Origin of the sequence: Ensifer sp. SL37 (genome assembly GCF_026672675.1) — a bacterium.
Classification (GTDB): Bacteria; Pseudomonadota; Alphaproteobacteria; order Rhizobiales; family Rhizobiaceae; genus Ensifer; species Ensifer adhaerens.
On sequence record NZ_JAPPRN010000006.1, the window covers coordinates 3,454,237 to 3,470,267 of the forward strand.

At 63.6% G+C, this 16,031-nt stretch carries 12 protein-coding genes; 5 read left to right on the plus strand and 7 right to left on the minus strand.

Features of this window, described 5'->3' with window-relative positions; genetic code table 11:
• Window positions 1-5: 5 nt before the first annotated feature.
• The 3 genes from OVA00_RS29045 to OVA00_RS29055 form a co-directional block, all read right to left on the minus strand.
• The gene (locus OVA00_RS29045) at window positions 6-1,091 is read right to left on the minus strand and encodes a YcjF family protein (protein ID WP_268090111.1); all 1,086 of its coding nucleotides are present in this window, start codon (window positions 1,089-1,091) and stop codon (window positions 6-8) included.
• The gene (locus OVA00_RS29050) at window positions 1,088-2,584 is read right to left on the minus strand and encodes a YcjX family protein (RefSeq protein WP_268090112.1); all 1,497 of its coding nucleotides are present in this window, start codon (window positions 2,582-2,584) and stop codon (window positions 1,088-1,090) included. Before OVA00_RS29050 ends, OVA00_RS29045 begins: the two co-directional genes overlap by 4 nt.
• Before the next feature lie 147 nt (window positions 2,585-2,731).
• Complete coding sequence (locus OVA00_RS29055) at window positions 2,732-3,235, minus strand: SixA phosphatase family protein (RefSeq protein WP_268090113.1); 504 nt, start codon at window positions 3,233-3,235, stop codon at window positions 2,732-2,734.
• A 403-nt stretch (window positions 3,236-3,638) separates the two neighbouring features.
• On the opposite strand from OVA00_RS29055, the gene dksA reads away from it, so the two are divergent.
• The gene (gene dksA, locus OVA00_RS29060; RefSeq protein ID WP_034794589.1) at window positions 3,639-4,058 is read left to right on the plus strand and encodes an RNA polymerase-binding protein DksA; all 420 of its coding nucleotides are present in this window, start codon (window positions 3,639-3,641) and stop codon (window positions 4,056-4,058) included.
• 174 nt (window positions 4,059-4,232) lie between these two features.
• Here dksA and OVA00_RS29065 read toward each other — a convergent pair whose 3' ends face one another.
• The gene (locus tag OVA00_RS29065; protein ID WP_268090114.1) at window positions 4,233-5,216 is read right to left on the minus strand and encodes a flagellar biosynthetic protein FliO; all 984 of its coding nucleotides are present in this window, start codon (window positions 5,214-5,216) and stop codon (window positions 4,233-4,235) included.
• Between the two features lie 267 nt (window positions 5,217-5,483).
• Here OVA00_RS29065 and cckA point away from each other — a divergent pair, with 267 nt between their 5' ends.
• A complete protein-coding gene (gene cckA, locus OVA00_RS29070) occupies window positions 5,484-8,102 on the plus strand; it encodes a cell cycle histidine kinase CckA (protein WP_089044111.1) in 2,619 nt (872 codons plus the stop codon).
• Window positions 8,103-8,164: 62 nt separating this feature from the next.
• On the opposite strand, the gene OVA00_RS29075 is transcribed toward cckA, so the two are convergent.
• From OVA00_RS29075 to OVA00_RS29085, 3 genes are all read right to left on the minus strand, one after another.
• A complete protein-coding gene (locus OVA00_RS29075; protein ID WP_268090115.1) occupies window positions 8,165-8,443 on the minus strand; it encodes a hypothetical protein in 279 nt (92 codons plus the stop codon).
• A gap of 75 nt (window positions 8,444-8,518) precedes the next feature.
• Window positions 8,519-9,448: a pseudouridine-5'-phosphate glycosidase gene (locus OVA00_RS29080; RefSeq protein WP_034794581.1), complete on the minus strand. Its 930-nt coding sequence runs from the start codon at window positions 9,446-9,448 to the stop codon at window positions 8,519-8,521.
• Window positions 9,449-9,479: 31 nt separating this feature from the next.
• Complete coding sequence (locus OVA00_RS29085; protein WP_060585069.1) at window positions 9,480-10,427, minus strand: carbohydrate kinase family protein; 948 nt, start codon at window positions 10,425-10,427, stop codon at window positions 9,480-9,482.
• 319 nt (window positions 10,428-10,746) lie between these two features.
• Here OVA00_RS29085 and recA point away from each other — a divergent pair, with 319 nt between their 5' ends.
• The 3 genes from recA to OVA00_RS29100 all read left to right on the plus strand — a co-directional run bounded on the left by recA (window position 10,747) and on the right by OVA00_RS29100 (window position 15,915).
• Entirely contained in the window at window positions 10,747-11,835 is a 1,089-nt protein-coding gene (gene recA / locus OVA00_RS29090; protein ID WP_043614579.1) for a recombinase RecA, read from the plus strand.
• 231 nt (window positions 11,836-12,066) lie between these two features.
• Window positions 12,067-14,730 (plus strand): alanine--tRNA ligase, encoded by a 2,664-nt coding sequence (alaS, locus tag OVA00_RS29095; protein ID WP_060585071.1) that lies wholly within the window; start codon window positions 12,067-12,069, stop codon window positions 14,728-14,730.
• Window positions 14,731-15,063: 333 nt separating this feature from the next.
• Window positions 15,064-15,915 (plus strand): AraC family transcriptional regulator, encoded by an 852-nt coding sequence (locus tag OVA00_RS29100; protein ID WP_113188717.1) that lies wholly within the window; start codon window positions 15,064-15,066, stop codon window positions 15,913-15,915.
• Window positions 15,916-16,031 lie beyond the last annotated feature (116 nt).

The window sequence follows — 16,031 nt, forward strand, 5'->3', positions numbered from 1 at the left end:
CCGCGCTATTTCTCGCCGCTTTCGCCAATCACGCGTCCGGCGCCGGGGCTGAGGTCGGCGAGAAAATCACCGATCCCGGGACGCTTCAGCGCGCGAAACGGCATCGGGCGGCAAAGGTCCATCGCGGCGATGCCAATGCGTGCGGTCATCAGGCCGTTGATGACGCCTTCCCCCAGGCGCGCCGAGAGCTTCGAAGCCAGCCCGTGGCCGAGCACCTGCTGGATCAGGCTGTCGCCGGCGGCAATCGAGCCGGTGACGGCCAGATGAGCGATCACGTCGCGCATCAGCCGCAAGAGGCCGAGCGTGCCGGGGCGACCGCCGTAAAGTTCGGCCATGGCGCGGATCAGACGGGCGGATTCGTAGAGGACGTAGCCGAGGTCGACGAGCGCCCGCGGGCTGACCGCCGTGACGATCGACACGCGCTTGGAAGCCGCGAGAATGAGGCGCCGCGCCTCGCGGTCGAGTGGGCTGAGCAGCTCGCGCTCGGTGAGTTCGATCACGTGCGGACCGTCGATGATCTCGCCTTCGCTTTCCTTCAGCCGTGTGCGCCCGCGCGCCGTCCGCGGATTGCTGGCCAGCAGATGGACGAGCTTTGCCTGCGCCGCGCGCGCGGGTTTCGCACTGGCCGAAGCGGCCGCCGCTTCCGTTTCCGCTTTCAGCTTCTGGATCGCCGTGAGCTGCATTAGCCCCGAAAATTCGCGGCCAACGACGATCAGCAGCGCCAGCAGTCCGATCGCGACGACGGCAAGCGCGGCGTAACCGAGCCAATCGGCACGCGCGAAGAGATCGCGAAGCAGGCGGTCGACCCAGAGGCCGGCAGCCAGTGACAGGATGATGCCGAGGGCGCCGGTTGCGATCTTGCCAACTGACAGGCGGCGCTTGCGAGGACTTGCTTCGGGCAAGGCGAGGGCCTCCACCGCAAGCGTGGTCTCACGGAAAGGGTCTTCCGCATCGGGTGTCAGCACCACATTGTCGTCGAAACTTGCGGGCGCGCGCCGCGCGCGCACCTGCGGACCGGCCTCGGCGGGCTTGTCTTCGCCAACAGAGAAGGCGCCGGGACGGCGGCTGCGACCGTTGCTGTCGTCACTCATGCGAGCCGGTCTCCGAACAGGAATTGCATGGCCCGATCGAGGCGGATATGCGGCACCGACAGTTTCAAGCCGCCGCCGGTTTCCTCAAGATGTGGCGGGCGGAAGCGAACAAAGCTGAGTTCCGGCAGCGGATGAGCGCTTTCGAGATAGGTCGTCGCGCCGGACCGGGTCTCCATCGTCTTGAAAAGAACTTCAGGATCTTCCGGCAAGTCACCGGGAAATATCGCTGTTTTCCTTTCTCCATCGAAGATTTCGCCGTTGATCTTCTCGCCGGCAATCGGGGTGCCGACGATGACCGGCAGCGCATGGCCGTCGTGGTTGACGGTCGCTTCGCGGGTGGCCCGGACCGATGCGAGCGCCATGACCTCGAGGCCGGCGCCGCTCAATCCGATGCTTTCGGCGGCGCGATTGACGAGGCGCGCGGCGATGCGCTCCAGCCGGTCGTGGCTTTCGTGATGCAGGTGATCCGCCTTGGTTGCTGCGATCAGCACCTTGTCGATCCGTCGCGTCAGCAAGGACGAGAGCCAACTGTTGGTCCCCGGACGGAAGCAGGCAAGCACGTCGGCCAACGCCTGCTCGAGATCGAGCAGCGCCTCCGGGCCGTTGTTGATCGCCTGCAGGGCATCGACGAGCACGATCTGCCGGTCCAGGCGCGCGAAATGCTCGCGAAAGAACGGGCTGACGACATGTTTCTTATAGGCTTCGTAGCGCCGCTCCATCATCGCCCAGAGCGAACCCTTTGGTGCACGGCCCTCGGGTAGGTCCGGAAGCGGCGAGAAGGTGAGCGCCGGCGAACCTTCGAGATCGCCCGGCATCAGGAAACGTCCAGGCGGCAGGGTCGAGGGCGAGCGTTCGTCCGCCTTGCAGGCCCTGAGATAGCCGGTGAAGCTCTCGGCGAGCCGGCGGGCGCTGCTTTCGTCGGCTGTCGCCGTCGAGCCAGCCGACGACGCAAGCGTCAGCCATTCGGCCGACAACTTCGCACGGCCAGGTGCACGGGCGCGCGCCACCGAATTGTTGCTGAACTCGCGGAAGTCCTGCGCGAGCAGGGGCAGGTCGAGCAGCCATTCGCCGGGATAGTCGACGATGTCGAGCGACAGCCGGCCCGGCGAGAACAGCCGGTTCCAGCCGCTGGCGCTCTCATATTCAAGGGTTATGCGCAGCTGCGAGATGGCGCGCGTGGAGTCTGGCCAGATGCGATCGCGCACCAGGGCTGCGATATGATCCTCATACTGGAAACGCGGCACGGCATCGTCGGGCTGCGGCTCGAGCCTGACCTTCGAGACCCGGCCCGAACGCACCGCCTCGAACACCGGCAGGCGCCCGCCGTTCAGCAGATTGTGCACCAGGGACGAGATGAAGACGGTCTTTCCCGAACGGGACAGGCCGGTAACGCCGAGCCGGATCGAGGGATTGACGAGGCCGGAGGCGCGGTCGGTGAGGTTGTCGAGCGCGATCAGCGCGTCGTCTTTGAAGCTGGTCAGGTTAGGCGCCAAGTCTTGGTCTTTCTTGCGGCGTGTTTCCCGGGGTCGTTCGCATCGTCAAGCCCGCCGAACGACGATCGGCTGCGGGCTGCCTCCGCGATATAGGCACTAATTGCGGCGCCGCAACGCGCACGTGTCAATTCTTCTTACGGTGCGCCTTCATGGCGTCGGCAACAGCAGCGATATCAGGCGGGCGGAGGCAGCGTCAGACGGCAGATCCAGAATGGCCAGGCCAGCCGGCGGATATCCATCGGGAAGCGCTTCGCGGGCGGCCTCGTCGCCCACCAGGCTGCAGAGCAATTGTTCGATCATCGGATTGTGGCCGACGAGCATCAGCGCGTTTACATGCCGGTGCGCATCGATGAGGTCGAGATAGATGCTCGTCGTACCGGAGTAGAGCGCATCGATGTAGCGGATATCCAGCTCTTCGCTGACCGTGCGGAAGAACGGCTCGGCCGTTTCGCGGCAGCGCACCGCCGTCGAACAGAGGATGCGGTCGGGGCGGATGCCCTGGTCTGCGGCCGTCTGGGCAAGCCGCTCCGCATCGATGTAGCCGACCTCGTCCAGCGACCGATCGAAATCGCGCTGGCCCGGCAGGGCCCAGCCGGAACGGGCGTGCCGCAGGAGGTAGAGGCGGAGAGCCTTGGGGGCGCTGTCTTGCATCGATCGGTTCCGGCGTTGCCTGCCGGTTGCAGCGACAGGGTAGAATTTTGCCGGCTTTCATGTCGGCCGGCAGACCGTCACCTTTCCCCGCACGCACCATAAAGATCAAGCTGGCCGCCGTGATTTTTTCGGGGACTGCCGGTGCTGCGCTTTGCCGCGGTCGTGAATGGACGGTAAAATGGCGCAAACACGTCATTGTCACTTTTCAGCGAGCAGAGGCGGCGGCTTCGGTGGGCGCAAGTTGGAAATCAAGATCCGATGTGTAATTTTGATGAAATATTCGTCAGTTAGCCTGAAACGCTAGCAACATTAAAATACGGTTGAGTGTCTGTTGCGAGGCTTGAATCACAGCTTCCATAGGTCTATACACCGCCGCAATGAGATGTTCTTCAGGAGAATCGCGTTGAGTGAGAAGATCGATCTTAGTACCTTCGTCCTTTCCGAGGACGATGAATTCATGAATGCCAACCACCGGGCGTACTTCCGGGCCAAGTTGAACGCTTGGAAAAACGACATCCTTCGCGAGGCACGCGAGACACTGGATCACTTGGCAGAGGAGAGCGCCAATCATCCGGATCTCGCAGACAGGGCTTCTTCCGAAACTGATCGGGCAATCGAGCTCAGAGCCAGGGACCGCCAGCGCAAGCTGATCTCCAAGATCGATGCGGCGTTGCAGCGTCTCGACGAAGGTACCTACGGCTACTGCGAAGAAACAGGCGAGCCGATCGGCCTGAAGCGACTGGACGCCCGTCCGATCGCGACCCTCTCGATCGAGGCGCAGGAGCGCCACGAGCGGCGGGAAAAGGTCTACCGGGACGAATAAGCTTTCGGGCTTTCGTAACAGTCTGAAAAAAGGCGCGGGTCAAACCGCGCCTTTTTCCGTTGTCCCGAATTTCTTCCGAAGCAACGAAGCGGCTCTTCGCTTCGATGCCTGGGCTCAGACAAGTATCTCGCTGCCGTCGCGATGCCTGACGTCGCCGTCAGGCCAATGCGGCAATCAGGGCTTCCGCCCGGCGGAGATGTCGGCCAGCATGCGGTTCATCTCTTCTTCGATTGTCGGCTCCTTATGACCGCCGTCGGCGACAGGCGCGCCAAGCGTCGGCTCCTGACGGCCGGAATGGGCCGGCGCACGGTTTTCCGGAGTGACCGATGTTGCCGGACCCAGGCGCTGCAGGTCGCCGGTGATCTCCGCGTCGAGAAGGCGCTCGAAATCAGAAAGGGCGGTCGCAGGAGCCGGCTGCGGTTGGAGCTGAGGCTGCGACTGGATGATCGCTGCGGGGCGCTGAAGCTGCTGGGCCGGCTGCATCTGAATGGGTTGCGGCTGTACAGCCTGCGCCATTGCCACAGGGCGGTTCATGGCTGCATCGACGTTGACCGCGGGTGCTGCGACGGAGGTGATAGACGGGCTCTCGGGTGCGGGCTGGGCGACAGGGCGAGCGAGAGGGCGCTGCTCTGCAGCAAGGGCAGGTGCTGCCACCGGGCGCTGTTCGGCCGTAACGCGCATGGGCGCCACCGGCTCGACGCGAGCGACCGGCTGTTCCTCTGTCCGGGTGATGGGGCGAACCGGCGTCGCGACGACGGGTTCGGCCTGCATTGTCGGCGCGGGCTGCTGAACGGGTTCCCTGACTGCCGGACGGCTTTCAGCCACCGGATCGGCCACCTTGCGTTCGCTGACGGCCGGGCGCTCGTCGCCGCCGGCGACGATCCGGCTTTCGATGACGATATCCGTCGGCCCACCGATCATGATCAGGTGCTCGACATCGTCGCGGCGCACGAGCACGAGACGGCGCCGGGTGTCCACAGCGGCAGCATCGAGCACGGCCAGGCGCGGCTGGCGGTTCTTGCCGCCACGGATGAATGGCGAGGAAGGACGGTTGCGCATGATCCAGAGCACGGCCACGAGGCACAAAAGTCCAATCGCGACCGCTGCAGCGGCGACGACGAACCGGCTGCCGTTGTCGGCGATGATCGTTTCCATCATAGGGTGAACTCCTTCTGCCTTTCGAGTGGCAGTATTTGACGGCTTTTTTCGGGCTCGGACAAGCACTTCGCCGACATTCCCTGTGAATTGGCTCGAATGCTTCCGCACAGGTGCTTTTTGCTGTTATCTCTGATTGTTAAAGATGATTCTTGTCCGAATGATCGAGGGCGTGTCGGCTATGGCCGATTTTGCCCGGCGGTTTGAGCGGATGCCGGCCGGAAGGGCTGGGCCGCGCCGCGCGCGGCGCCGGCCGCGTAAGAGGACCCGATGACGAAATTGCGGCAGTCAGGCGACTACCAGATGCCGGTTGTTGACCGTGGCGTCAGGCCCGGAACCGTGCTGCGGATCGTGCTGCTCGCGATCGTCCTCACCGTCTCGGCCATCGCCTTCGTGATCTTCCGGAACCAGATGGAAAACGAGATCGTGCTCGGCATCCTCGGCGTTCTCGCCATGGTCGGCATCTTCTTTCTGGTGTCCTCGGTCATCGGCTTCATCGAGGTGATGCCGCAATCGCGCCCGGACGAACTGGCGCGCGCCTTTCTCGATGCGCATGAGGATGGCACGATCGTCACGGACCGGAAGGGCCGGATCATCTACGCCAACGCCGCCTATGGCGCGCTCACGGGCGCGAGGAACGCTGCCGGCATCCAATCGCTCGAAACGATCCTGTCGCGCAATCGCGAGGCGACGGAAGCAATCTACCGGCTGACCAACGGCCTGCACGAGGGCAAGCAGGGGCATGAGGAATTCCGCCTGCTGAAGCCGCTTGCGACCGGTGCGGCCACCGGCTCCGGCGCCCATTGGTTCCGGCTGAAGGCACGCGTGCTGCCGCTCGAAGACAGCGAGCGCAATCCGCTCTATCTCTGGCAGATCGCCGACATCACCGCCGAACGCGACGACCAGGAGCGCTTCTTCAAGGAATTGCAGAACGCGATTGATTATCTTGATCACGCACCCGCCGGCTTCTTCTCCGCCGGCCGCAAGGGCGAGATCTTCTATATCAACGCCACGCTTGCCGACTGGCTCGGCATCGATCTCACCAAGTTCCAGCCGGGCTCGATAAGTATTGGCGATCTGGTGGCCGGTGAGGGGCTGACGCTCGTCCAGGCGGTGCAGGCCGAACCGGGTCTGAAGAAGACCAAGATGCTCGACCTCGACCTGCGCAAGTTGAACGGCCAGAGCCTGCCGGTGCGCATGATCCACCGTGTCTCCTCGACCCGCGACGGCGCGCCCGGCGAAAGCCGCACCATCGTCATGTCGCGCGAGGGCGGCGAGGACAGCGACCAGTCGGCGTCGAGCGCAGCGATGCGCTTTACCCGCTTCTTCAACAATACGCCGATGGCGATCGCCTCGGTCGACGGCAATGGCCGGATCCTGCGCACCAACGCGCCGTTCCTGAAGCTGTTTTCCGGTCTCGTCTCGCAGGACGACGTCGAGCGCGGCGCGCTGATCGATTCAGTGGTGCACGAAACCGAGAAGCTTCGCCTGCACGACGCGCTGGCGGCCGCCAAGGACCGGCAGGGCGACATCGCGCCGATCGACGCGCTGCACCCGACCGATGGCGAGCGCCATTTCCGCTTCTACGTCAATGCCGTGATCGACCAGACCGATCAGGCGCCGGAGGAAGCGGCGATCATCTATGCGCTGGAGATTACCGAGCAGAAAGCGCTCGAAAACCAGATGGCGCAGACGCAGAAGATGAACGCCGTGGGCACGCTTGCCGGCGGCATCGCGCACGACTTCAACAACGTGCTGACTGCGATCCTGCTGTCGTCCGACCACCTGCTTCTGTCTGCCCGGCCGGCCGACCCGAGCTTCGCCGACCTGATGGAGATCAAGCGCAACGCCAACCGTGCCGCTGTTCTCGTGCGGCAGCTGCTTGCTTTCTCGCGCAAGCAGACGATGCGGCCGACGGTGCTCAACATGACCGACGTGATCGGCGACCTGCGCATGCTGGTCGACCGCATGACCGGAACGAACGTCAAGGTCGAGGTCGACTATGGCCGCGATCTCTGGCCGGTCCGGACCGATCTCGGCCAGTTCGAACAGGTGCTTTTGAACCTCGCGGTCAACGCTCGCGACGCCATGCCCCAAGGCGGCATCATCACACTTCGCACCCGCAATCTGCCGGCGGCTGAGGTTTCGGCCTTCGGACGCCGTGAGCTGCCGGACGAAGACTTCGTGATGGTGGAAGTTTCCGACCAGGGAACAGGTATTGCGCCCGAAATCCTCGACAAAATCTTCGAGCCGTTCTTCACGACCAAGGAAGTGGGCAAGGGGACCGGTCTCGGCCTGTCGATGGTCTATGGCATCGTCAAGCAGTCGGGCGGCTACATCTATCCGGAATCGGAAGTGGGCAAGGGCACGACCTTCCGCATCCTCTTGCCGCGCCATATCGAGGTGCCGGTTGCGCCCGAGGAGCCCGCGCAGGCAGGCACCGGAACCGTTGCTGCGCCGGTGGTGCAGACGATCGCGGCTCCCGTGGTCAAGACCGAGGAGCCGACCGATCTCACCGGAGATTCGGCAGTCGTGCTGCTCGTCGAGGACGAGGAGGCTGTTCGCCGCGGCGGCAAGCGCATGCTGGAAACGCGCGGCTACACCGTCTACGAAGCGGGCTCCGGCGTCGAGGCGCTCGACATCATGGACGAGCTCAACGGCGCCGTCGATATCGTCGTATCCGACGTGGTGATGCCGGAAATGGACGGACCGACGCTCCTGACCGAACTGCGCAAGAAATACCCGGACCTGAAGTTCATCTTCGTCTCGGGCTATGCCGAAGACGCCTTTGCCCGCAACCTGCCGGCGGATGCCAAGTTCGGCTTCCTGCCCAAACCGTTCTCGCTGAAGCAGCTGGCGGTATCGGTGCGCGAAATGCTCGATTCCTAGGGCCGTTGAACGCCAGGGGATATCGACCGGGGTCCGGCGCTGGGTACGTTAGGCTTCCGCCCCTAGTCGTTCTGCTGCCTTGACCAAGGCCCATTGGCCGAGGCGCGTGTTGCCGACCAGCCGGGAGGAAGATCGGCGATCTCGTTAAGGTCGATGTGGCGCTCGACGACCTCCGCCATCGCGACCACCAGCACTTTCGCCATGTCGATCGGTGCGCCATCTGTAAACGCCCATGAATGATCGTCTTCATGATGTGTTGCGACGAGAACCGGGTGCCCCGCGAGCACCGAGCGGCAGGTAACGCAGGCAACATCAGGTGCTTGATCAAACTTCCAACGCATCGTCAGCCTTCGCCAATGTAAAAAGCCCGGCGCTTGCGGGCCGGGCTTCTCTATTTCTCGCCGTTTCTTACCGGATTACTTCACGTTCAACGCGACGGCGATCTCGCCGGCAAGCCGGGCATTGTTCTCGACCAGCGCGATGTTGGTCTCGAGGCTGCGGCCCTCGGTCATTTCGAAGAGGTTGCTGAGCAGATAGGGCGTGACCGCCTTGCCGGTGATCTCGTCGTTCTCGGCATTGTCGAGCGCGCGGGCGATATAGATTTCCATCTCTTCGCGCGGGATCTCGGCAGCTTCCGGAACCGGATTGGCAACCAGCATGCCGCCTTCGACGCCGAGCAGCTCGCGCATGGTCTGGAAGTTGGCGATCGCGGCCGGGCTATTCAGCATCAGCGGGCTCTTGAGGCCGCTGTCGCGCGACCAGAAGGCCGGGAAGATTTCGCTGTCATAGGTGACGACCGGAACGCCGCGGGTCTCGAGCACTTCGAGTGTCTTCGGAATGTCGAGGATCGCCTTCGCGCCGGCGCAGACGACGATGACACCGGTGCGGGCGAGTTCATCGAGGTCGGCGGAGATGTCAAAGGAGAGCTCGGCGCCACGGTGCACGCCGCCGATGCCGCCGGTCGCAAAGACGCGGATGCCGGCGCGGGCAGCAGCGATCATCGTCGCGGCGACGGTCGTCGCGCCGGTGCGGCGCTCGGCGATCGCGAAAGCGAGATCGGCGCGCGAGACCTTCATCGCGCCCTGGGTCTTGGCCAGTTCTTCGAGCTTGGCATCGTCAAGGCCGATATGCAGTACGCCATGAATGACGGCGATGGTCGCCGGCACGGCACCCTGTTCCCGGATGATCGCTTCAACGCTGCGGGCCATGTTCAGGTTGCCCGGGTAGGGCATGCCATGGGTGATGATGGTCGATTCCAGCGCCACGATCGGCGCGCCACGCGCCTTGGCGGCTGCGACCTCGTCGGAATATTCCATCGGCAGGAAGGGGGAAGCGGGTTTGGTCATGGTCTTTCCTTGGGAGTTCTGCTGGCAAATGTCATGACAGCATTTGGGGCGTGGGCACAAGGGCCAGCGCCTGTTCGAGATTGGCCGCGGACATCTCTTCGGATGCGGCCAAGGGAGAACGCAACGTCAAACCGGCGGCTGCGATGCCGTGCCGCAGGCAATCGGCGATGTTGCGGCCGGCAAGGCGGGCGGAAAGGAAGCCGGAGGCGAGCGCGTCGCCGGCGCCGGTGACGTCGGCAAGGGCGGGCAGGGCCGGCGGCACGACGACACAGGCGCTGTCGCCCTCGAAGGCAACGACCGTACGGCCGCCCCGGGTCACGACGCCTCCGTTGATGCCGAGACCGCGCAACAGGGCCGGCCATTCTTCCGCCTCGGCCGCCTCCTTGCCGGTCAGCGCCCGCGCCTCGGATTCGTTCATGAACAGGAACGAGAGATGCGAGAGGCACGGCCGGTAGCGGATGACCTTGGCCGGCGAAACAGCGATGCCGGCGACGAGGCGGCCGTTGCCGGCAGCCGACTGGGCAAGTGCGGCGATCGTTTCTTCCGGCAGGTTGGCATCGGTCAGCACCAGCTTGCTCGCGGCGATGACCTCGCGGAGCGCCCGCCGCTGCAACTGCCGTGGCGAGAACAGCCGGTAGAGTTCCATGTCGGCGAGCGCAATCACCAGATTGCCGTCGTTTTCGAGGATCGCCGTATAGCTCGGCGTCTGGCGGTCAAGAAAGGTGAGGGGACTGTCGATGACGCCAGCGGCGGCCGCGGCTACGGTCACCATCTCGCCGGCCGCATCACCGCCGCGGGTGCTGATCATGCGCACGCTGTGGCCAAGCCGCGCCAGGTTGCGCGCGGCATTGAAACCACCGCCGCCCGCTTCTTCGAACCAGCTTCCCGGATTGCTCGACCCGGGCGCTGTCGTTCCCGATATACGGCCGCGCCTGTCGATATGCGCGCCACCGAAAACGGCGATGTCAGCTTGCGTCATGAATGTTCCTCTGCTTGGCCGATCGGCCGAATATCTATTGGCATCCTGCAATGCCGCGTCGCAAATCGCCACGCGCCCGACCTGTCCAAAGTCTCATGCGCAGGCGAATCGGCCGAGCCCTGCCGGGCAGGTTCGAAGGGCTGGCGCCAACATTCGAAAACTCTGGTTTCGTTCCGTGAACAAGAATCGAACGTATCGTGAAAAGCTATTGTTTTTCAATGTGTTGTCGCGCTCTTGCAAATACGGAACAAAACATGTACAAAAACTCCTGCGGCGGCTTCATTGCCTCGGTAGCTTCAATAACCTAAAGGTGGACCAAATGGCACAAAACTCTTTGCGGCTCGTAGAGGACAAATCGGTGGATAAAAGCAAGGCACTTGAAGCGGCACTTTCCCAGATCGAACGTTCGTTCGGTAAGGGATCGATCATGAAGCTCGGTGGGAAGGACAGCATCATTGAGATCGAGACGGTTTCGACCGGCTCTCTCAGCCTCGACATCGCGCTCGGCATTGGCGGCCTGCCGAAGGGCCGCATCGTTGAAATTTACGGCCCGGAAAGCTCGGGTAAGACGACGCTGGCGCTGCAGACCGTCGCCGAAGCACAGAAGAAGGGCGGCATCTGCGCCTTCGTCGATGCTGAACACGCGCTTGACCCGGTTTATGCCCGTAAGCTCGGCGTCGATCTCGAAAACCTCTTGATCTCGCAGCCCGACACCGGCGAGCAGGCTCTGGAAATCACCGACACACTGGTGCGCTCCGGCGCGATCGACGTTCTCGTCGTCGACTCGGTTGCCGCACTTGTGCCGCGCGCCGAAATCGAAGGCGAAATGGGCGACAGCCTGCCGGGCATGCAGGCCCGCCTGATGAGCCAGGCGCTGCGCAAGCTGACGGCGTCGATCTCCAAGTCGAACTGCATGGTCATCTTCATCAACCAGATCCGCATGAAGATCGGCGTCATGTTCGGTTCGCCGGAAACCACCACCGGCGGCAACGCGCTGAAGTTCTACGCCTCGGTTCGCCTCGACATCCGCCGCATCGGCTCGGTCAAGGAGCGCGAAGAGGTCGTCGGCAACCAGACCCGCGTCAAGGTCGTCAAGAACAAGATGGCGCCTCCCTTCAAGCAGGTCGAATTCGACATCATGTATGGCGAGGGCGTATCGAAGACCGGCGAACTGGTCGACCTCGGCGTCAAGGCCGGCATCGTCGAAAAGTCTGGCGCCTGGTTCTCCTACAACAGCCAGCGTCTCGGCCAGGGCCGCGAGAACGCCAAGACGTTCCTGCGCGACAATCCGGATCTCGCGCGCGAAATCGAGACGGCGCTGCGCCAGAACGCCGGCCTGATCGCTGATCGGTTCCTCGAGAATGGCGGTCCGGAAGCGGACGACGGTGACGAGCCGCCGGAAGCATAAGCCGCTCGGCCCACTGAGGTTACCAGAAAACCGGTCGTCCCGTGGGCGGCCGGTTTTTTGCTGGCGTCTGGACAGTCGGATATGTGAGCGATAAAAGCCTTTGGTTCCGGCGACCCAGCGCGTTGGAGGGTGCGGTCACCACGGGTGGCCGCAGGGTTTAGGGACAATGGCTTAGTGGCGCGGCATGGGCCGTACCCGGGCCGGATTTGGTGCTTAAGAATAGGACGCAAGATGAGCGGCGTGAATGAAATCCGGTCGACCTTTCTCGACTATTTCCGCAGGAACGGTCACGAGGTCGTGTCGTCGAGCCCGTTGGTGCCGCGCAATGACCCGACATTGATGTTCACCAATGCCGGCATGGTGCAGTTCAAGAACGTCTTCACCGGCCTGGAGCAGCGTCCCTATTCGACGGCCGTTACGGCGCAGAAGTGCGTTCGCGCCGGCGGCAAGCACAACGACCTCGACAATGTCGGCTACACCGCGCGTCACCACACCTTCTTCGAAATGCTCGGCAACTTCTCCTTCGGCGATTACTTCAAGGAGAACGCGATCGAGCTCGCCTGGAACCTGATCACCAAGGAGTATGGCCTCGACGCCAAGCGCCTGCTGGTCACGGTCTACCACACCGACGACGAGGCCTTCGATCTCTGGAAGAAGATCGCCGGTTTCTCCGACGACCGCATCATCCGCATCCCGACCAGTGACAACTTCTGGGCCATGGGCGATACCGGCCCCTGCGGCCCGTGCTCGGAAATCTTCTACGACCACGGCGACCATATCTGGGGCGGACCTCCGGGCTCGGCCGACGAAGACGGCGACCGCTTCATTGAGATCTGGAACCTCGTCTTCATGCAGTACGAGCAGATCACCAAGGAAGAGCGGGTCAACCTACCGCGTCCGTCGATCGATACCGGCATGGGCCTCGAGCGTCTCGCAGCCGTTCTCCAGGGCGAGCACGACAACTACGACATCGACCTCTTCCGCGCGCTGATCGCGGCTTCGGAAGAAGCGACCGGCGTCAAGGCTGAGGGCGACCGTCGCGCCAGCCATCGCGTCATTGCCGACCACCTGCGTTCGTCCGCCTTCCTGATCGCCGACGGCGTGCTGCCGTCGAACGAAGGCCGCGGCTACGTGCTTCGCCGCATCATGCGTCGTGCGATGCGTCACGCGCAGCTGCTGGGCGCCCAGGATCCGTTGATGTGGAAGCTCTTGCCGGCACTCGTCGGCCAGATGGGCCGCGCCTATCCGGAACTGGTGCGCGCGGAAGCGCTGATCTCCGAGACGCTGAAGCTTGAGGAAACCCGTTTCCGCAAGACGCTGGAGCGCGGTCTCAATCTGCTGTCCGACGCATCTGCCGATCTGTCTGAAGGCGACCAGTTCAACGGTGAAACCGCCTTCAAGCTCTACGACACCTACGGCTTCCCGCTCGACCTGACCCAGGACGCGCTGCGCGCCAAGGGTATCACCGTCGATACCGACGCCTTCTCGGTTGCCATGGAGCGCCAGAAGGCCGAAGCCCGCGCCAACTGGGCCGGTTCCGGTGAAGCTGCGACCGAGACCATCTGGTTCGAGCTCAAGGAAAAGCACGGCGCGACCGATTTCCTCGGCTATGACACCGAGACCGCCGAGGGCGTGATCCAGGCGATCGTGCGCGATGGCGCTGTCGTAGCAACCGCCGCCAAGGGCGACACCGTCCAGGTGGTGCTCAACCAGACGCCGTTCTACGGCGAGTCGGGCGGCCAGATGGGCGATACCGGCACGATCACGACGGAAAGCGGCAAGCTCACCGTCACCGACACGCAGAAGCGCGGCGAGGGGCTCTTCGTCCACTTCGCGACCGTGGCCGAAGGCACGGTCAAGACCGGCGAAGCCGCCCAGCTCGACGTCGATCACGCCCGCCGCTCGCGCCTGCGCGCCAACCATTCGGCAACGCACCTGCTGCATGAGGCGCTTCGCGAAGTGCTCGGCACCCACGTGGCCCAGAAGGGCTCGCTGGTAGCGCCGGAACGCCTGCGCTTTGACGTTTCTCATCCGAAGCCGATGACGGCCGAGGAGCTGAAGGTCGTTGAAGAGATGGCCAACGAGATCATCGTCCAGAACACGCCGGTGACCACGCGCCTGATGAGCGTCGATGATGCGATTGCCGAAGGTGCGATGGCGCTCTTCGGCGAGAAGTACGGCGATGAGGTTCGCGTCGTCTCGATGGGCCGCGGCATTCACGGCTCCAAGGCCAACCGCGCTTATTCCGTCGAACTCTGCGGCGGCACGCACGTGTCTGCCACCGGTGACATCGGCCTGGTGCGCGTCGTCTCGGAAAGCGCCGTCGGCGCCGGCGTTCGTCGCCTCGAGGCGCTGACCGGTGAAGCGGCACGCGCTTATCTGAACGAGCAGGACGAGCGCGTGAAGACGCTCGCCAACACGCTGAAGGTTCAGCCGGGCGACGTGCTCGGCCGCGTCGAGGCGCTGCTCGACGAGCGCCGCAAGCTGGAACGCGAGCTGACTGAGGCCAAGAAGAAGCTGGCACTCGGTGGTGGCGGCGAAGCGGGTTCGGCCGATGCCGCCCGCGAAATCGCCGGCGTTCGCTTCCTCGGCAAGGTCGTTTCGGGCGTCGAGCCCAAGGATCTGAAGAGCCTGGCCGATGACGGCAAGAAGAGCCTCGGCTCCGGCGTCGTTGCCTTCGTCGGTGTTTCCGGCGATGGCAAGGCAAGCGCGGTCGTTGCCGTGACCGACGACTTGACCTCCAAGCTCAGCGCCGTTGACCTCGTTCGCGTCGCATCCGCCGCTCTCGGCGGAAAGGGCGGCGGCGGCCGTCCCGACATGGCCCAGGCCGGCGGTCCGGATGGCGACAAGGCGGCCGAAGCGATCGAAGCGGTTGCCGTCGCACTCGCCGGCTGATTGGTACCCGCAGCAGAATAGGAAAAGGGGCGTCCGTTGCGGCGCCCTTTTTGTTTGCATCGGGCAGGGCTTGTGTAGCTTCACGCTCGCGGTCCCGCGAGCCCCCTCCGGTCGTGCGTGTCATACCCCGCCGGATCACCAGCCCACACGAACAGAGCCTCGGCGCCTCGGACGGTCAAACCGAAACGTGATTGCTGGCCAAGGCACCGTTCTGGGGTCCTGTATCGCGGAAGGCTCGTACAAATCTCAGTCGAAGCACGCCCGCAACTCCGCAGGATTTGTCAAATTGATCTATGGTCTACCCATCCGTGAGCAAAGCGCGAAAGGTTGGACATGGAAGAGCGGGTAGCGTGGGCGACCTATGAACGGCGTCTGCACCGGGTCAGCGACTACATCTACGGTCATCTCGACAGCGATCTCGACCTTGATCGCCTTTCCGAGATTGCCTGTCTGTCGCCGCACCATTGGCACCGGATCTACCGGGCCGTTCACCGCGAGACGCTGGCAGGAACGGTGAAGCGGCTGCGGCTGCAGCGGGCAGCGGCCGATCTCGCCCAGACCGATCTTCCTGTCGAAACGATCGCGCAGCGCTCTGGCTATCCCAATCTGCAATCCTTCAACCGCACCTTCAAGGCCGCCTATGGGCTGCCGCCGGCGCGATACCGCAAGGAGGGGAGCCATGTCGCCTTTGAAACCGCTTCAACGGAAGGAATTCCAGACATGTATGAAGTCACCCTGAAGGACGTCGAAGCCTTCGACCTCGTCGGCGTCGCCCACACCGGCTCCTATATGGAGATCGGCAAGGCGTTCGAGACGCTCTATGGCACCCTCTTTTCACGACAATTGTTCCGGCCGGACATGGAGATGATCGGCATCTACCTCGACGATCCGGAACTGGTGCCGGCGGAAAAACTGCGCTCCTTTGCCTGCGTCAGCGCGCGCGGACCGATGCCGGCGGAGGCGCCGTTGACCCCGCAGCATCTCGACGGCGGCCGCTATGCGGTGCTTCGCCACAAAGGCCCTTACGCGGATATGCCGAAGGCCTACCAATGGCTCTACGGCACATGGCTGCCGCAGTCCGGCCGCGATATCCGCGACAGCCTGATGTTCGAGAAATATCTCAACAATCCCCGCGAAGTTGCGCCGACCGAACTCTTGAGCGAGATCTATCTGCCTTTGAAGTGACAGACACCCGAGCACACACCCGCAATTGACGAATCAGTGTCCGAGCGGCACCTTTTGGTTCGGCGTGGCCTGCGCCGAACCTCCAAAGATCGTCCCCAGCACGATCCTTTCACGGA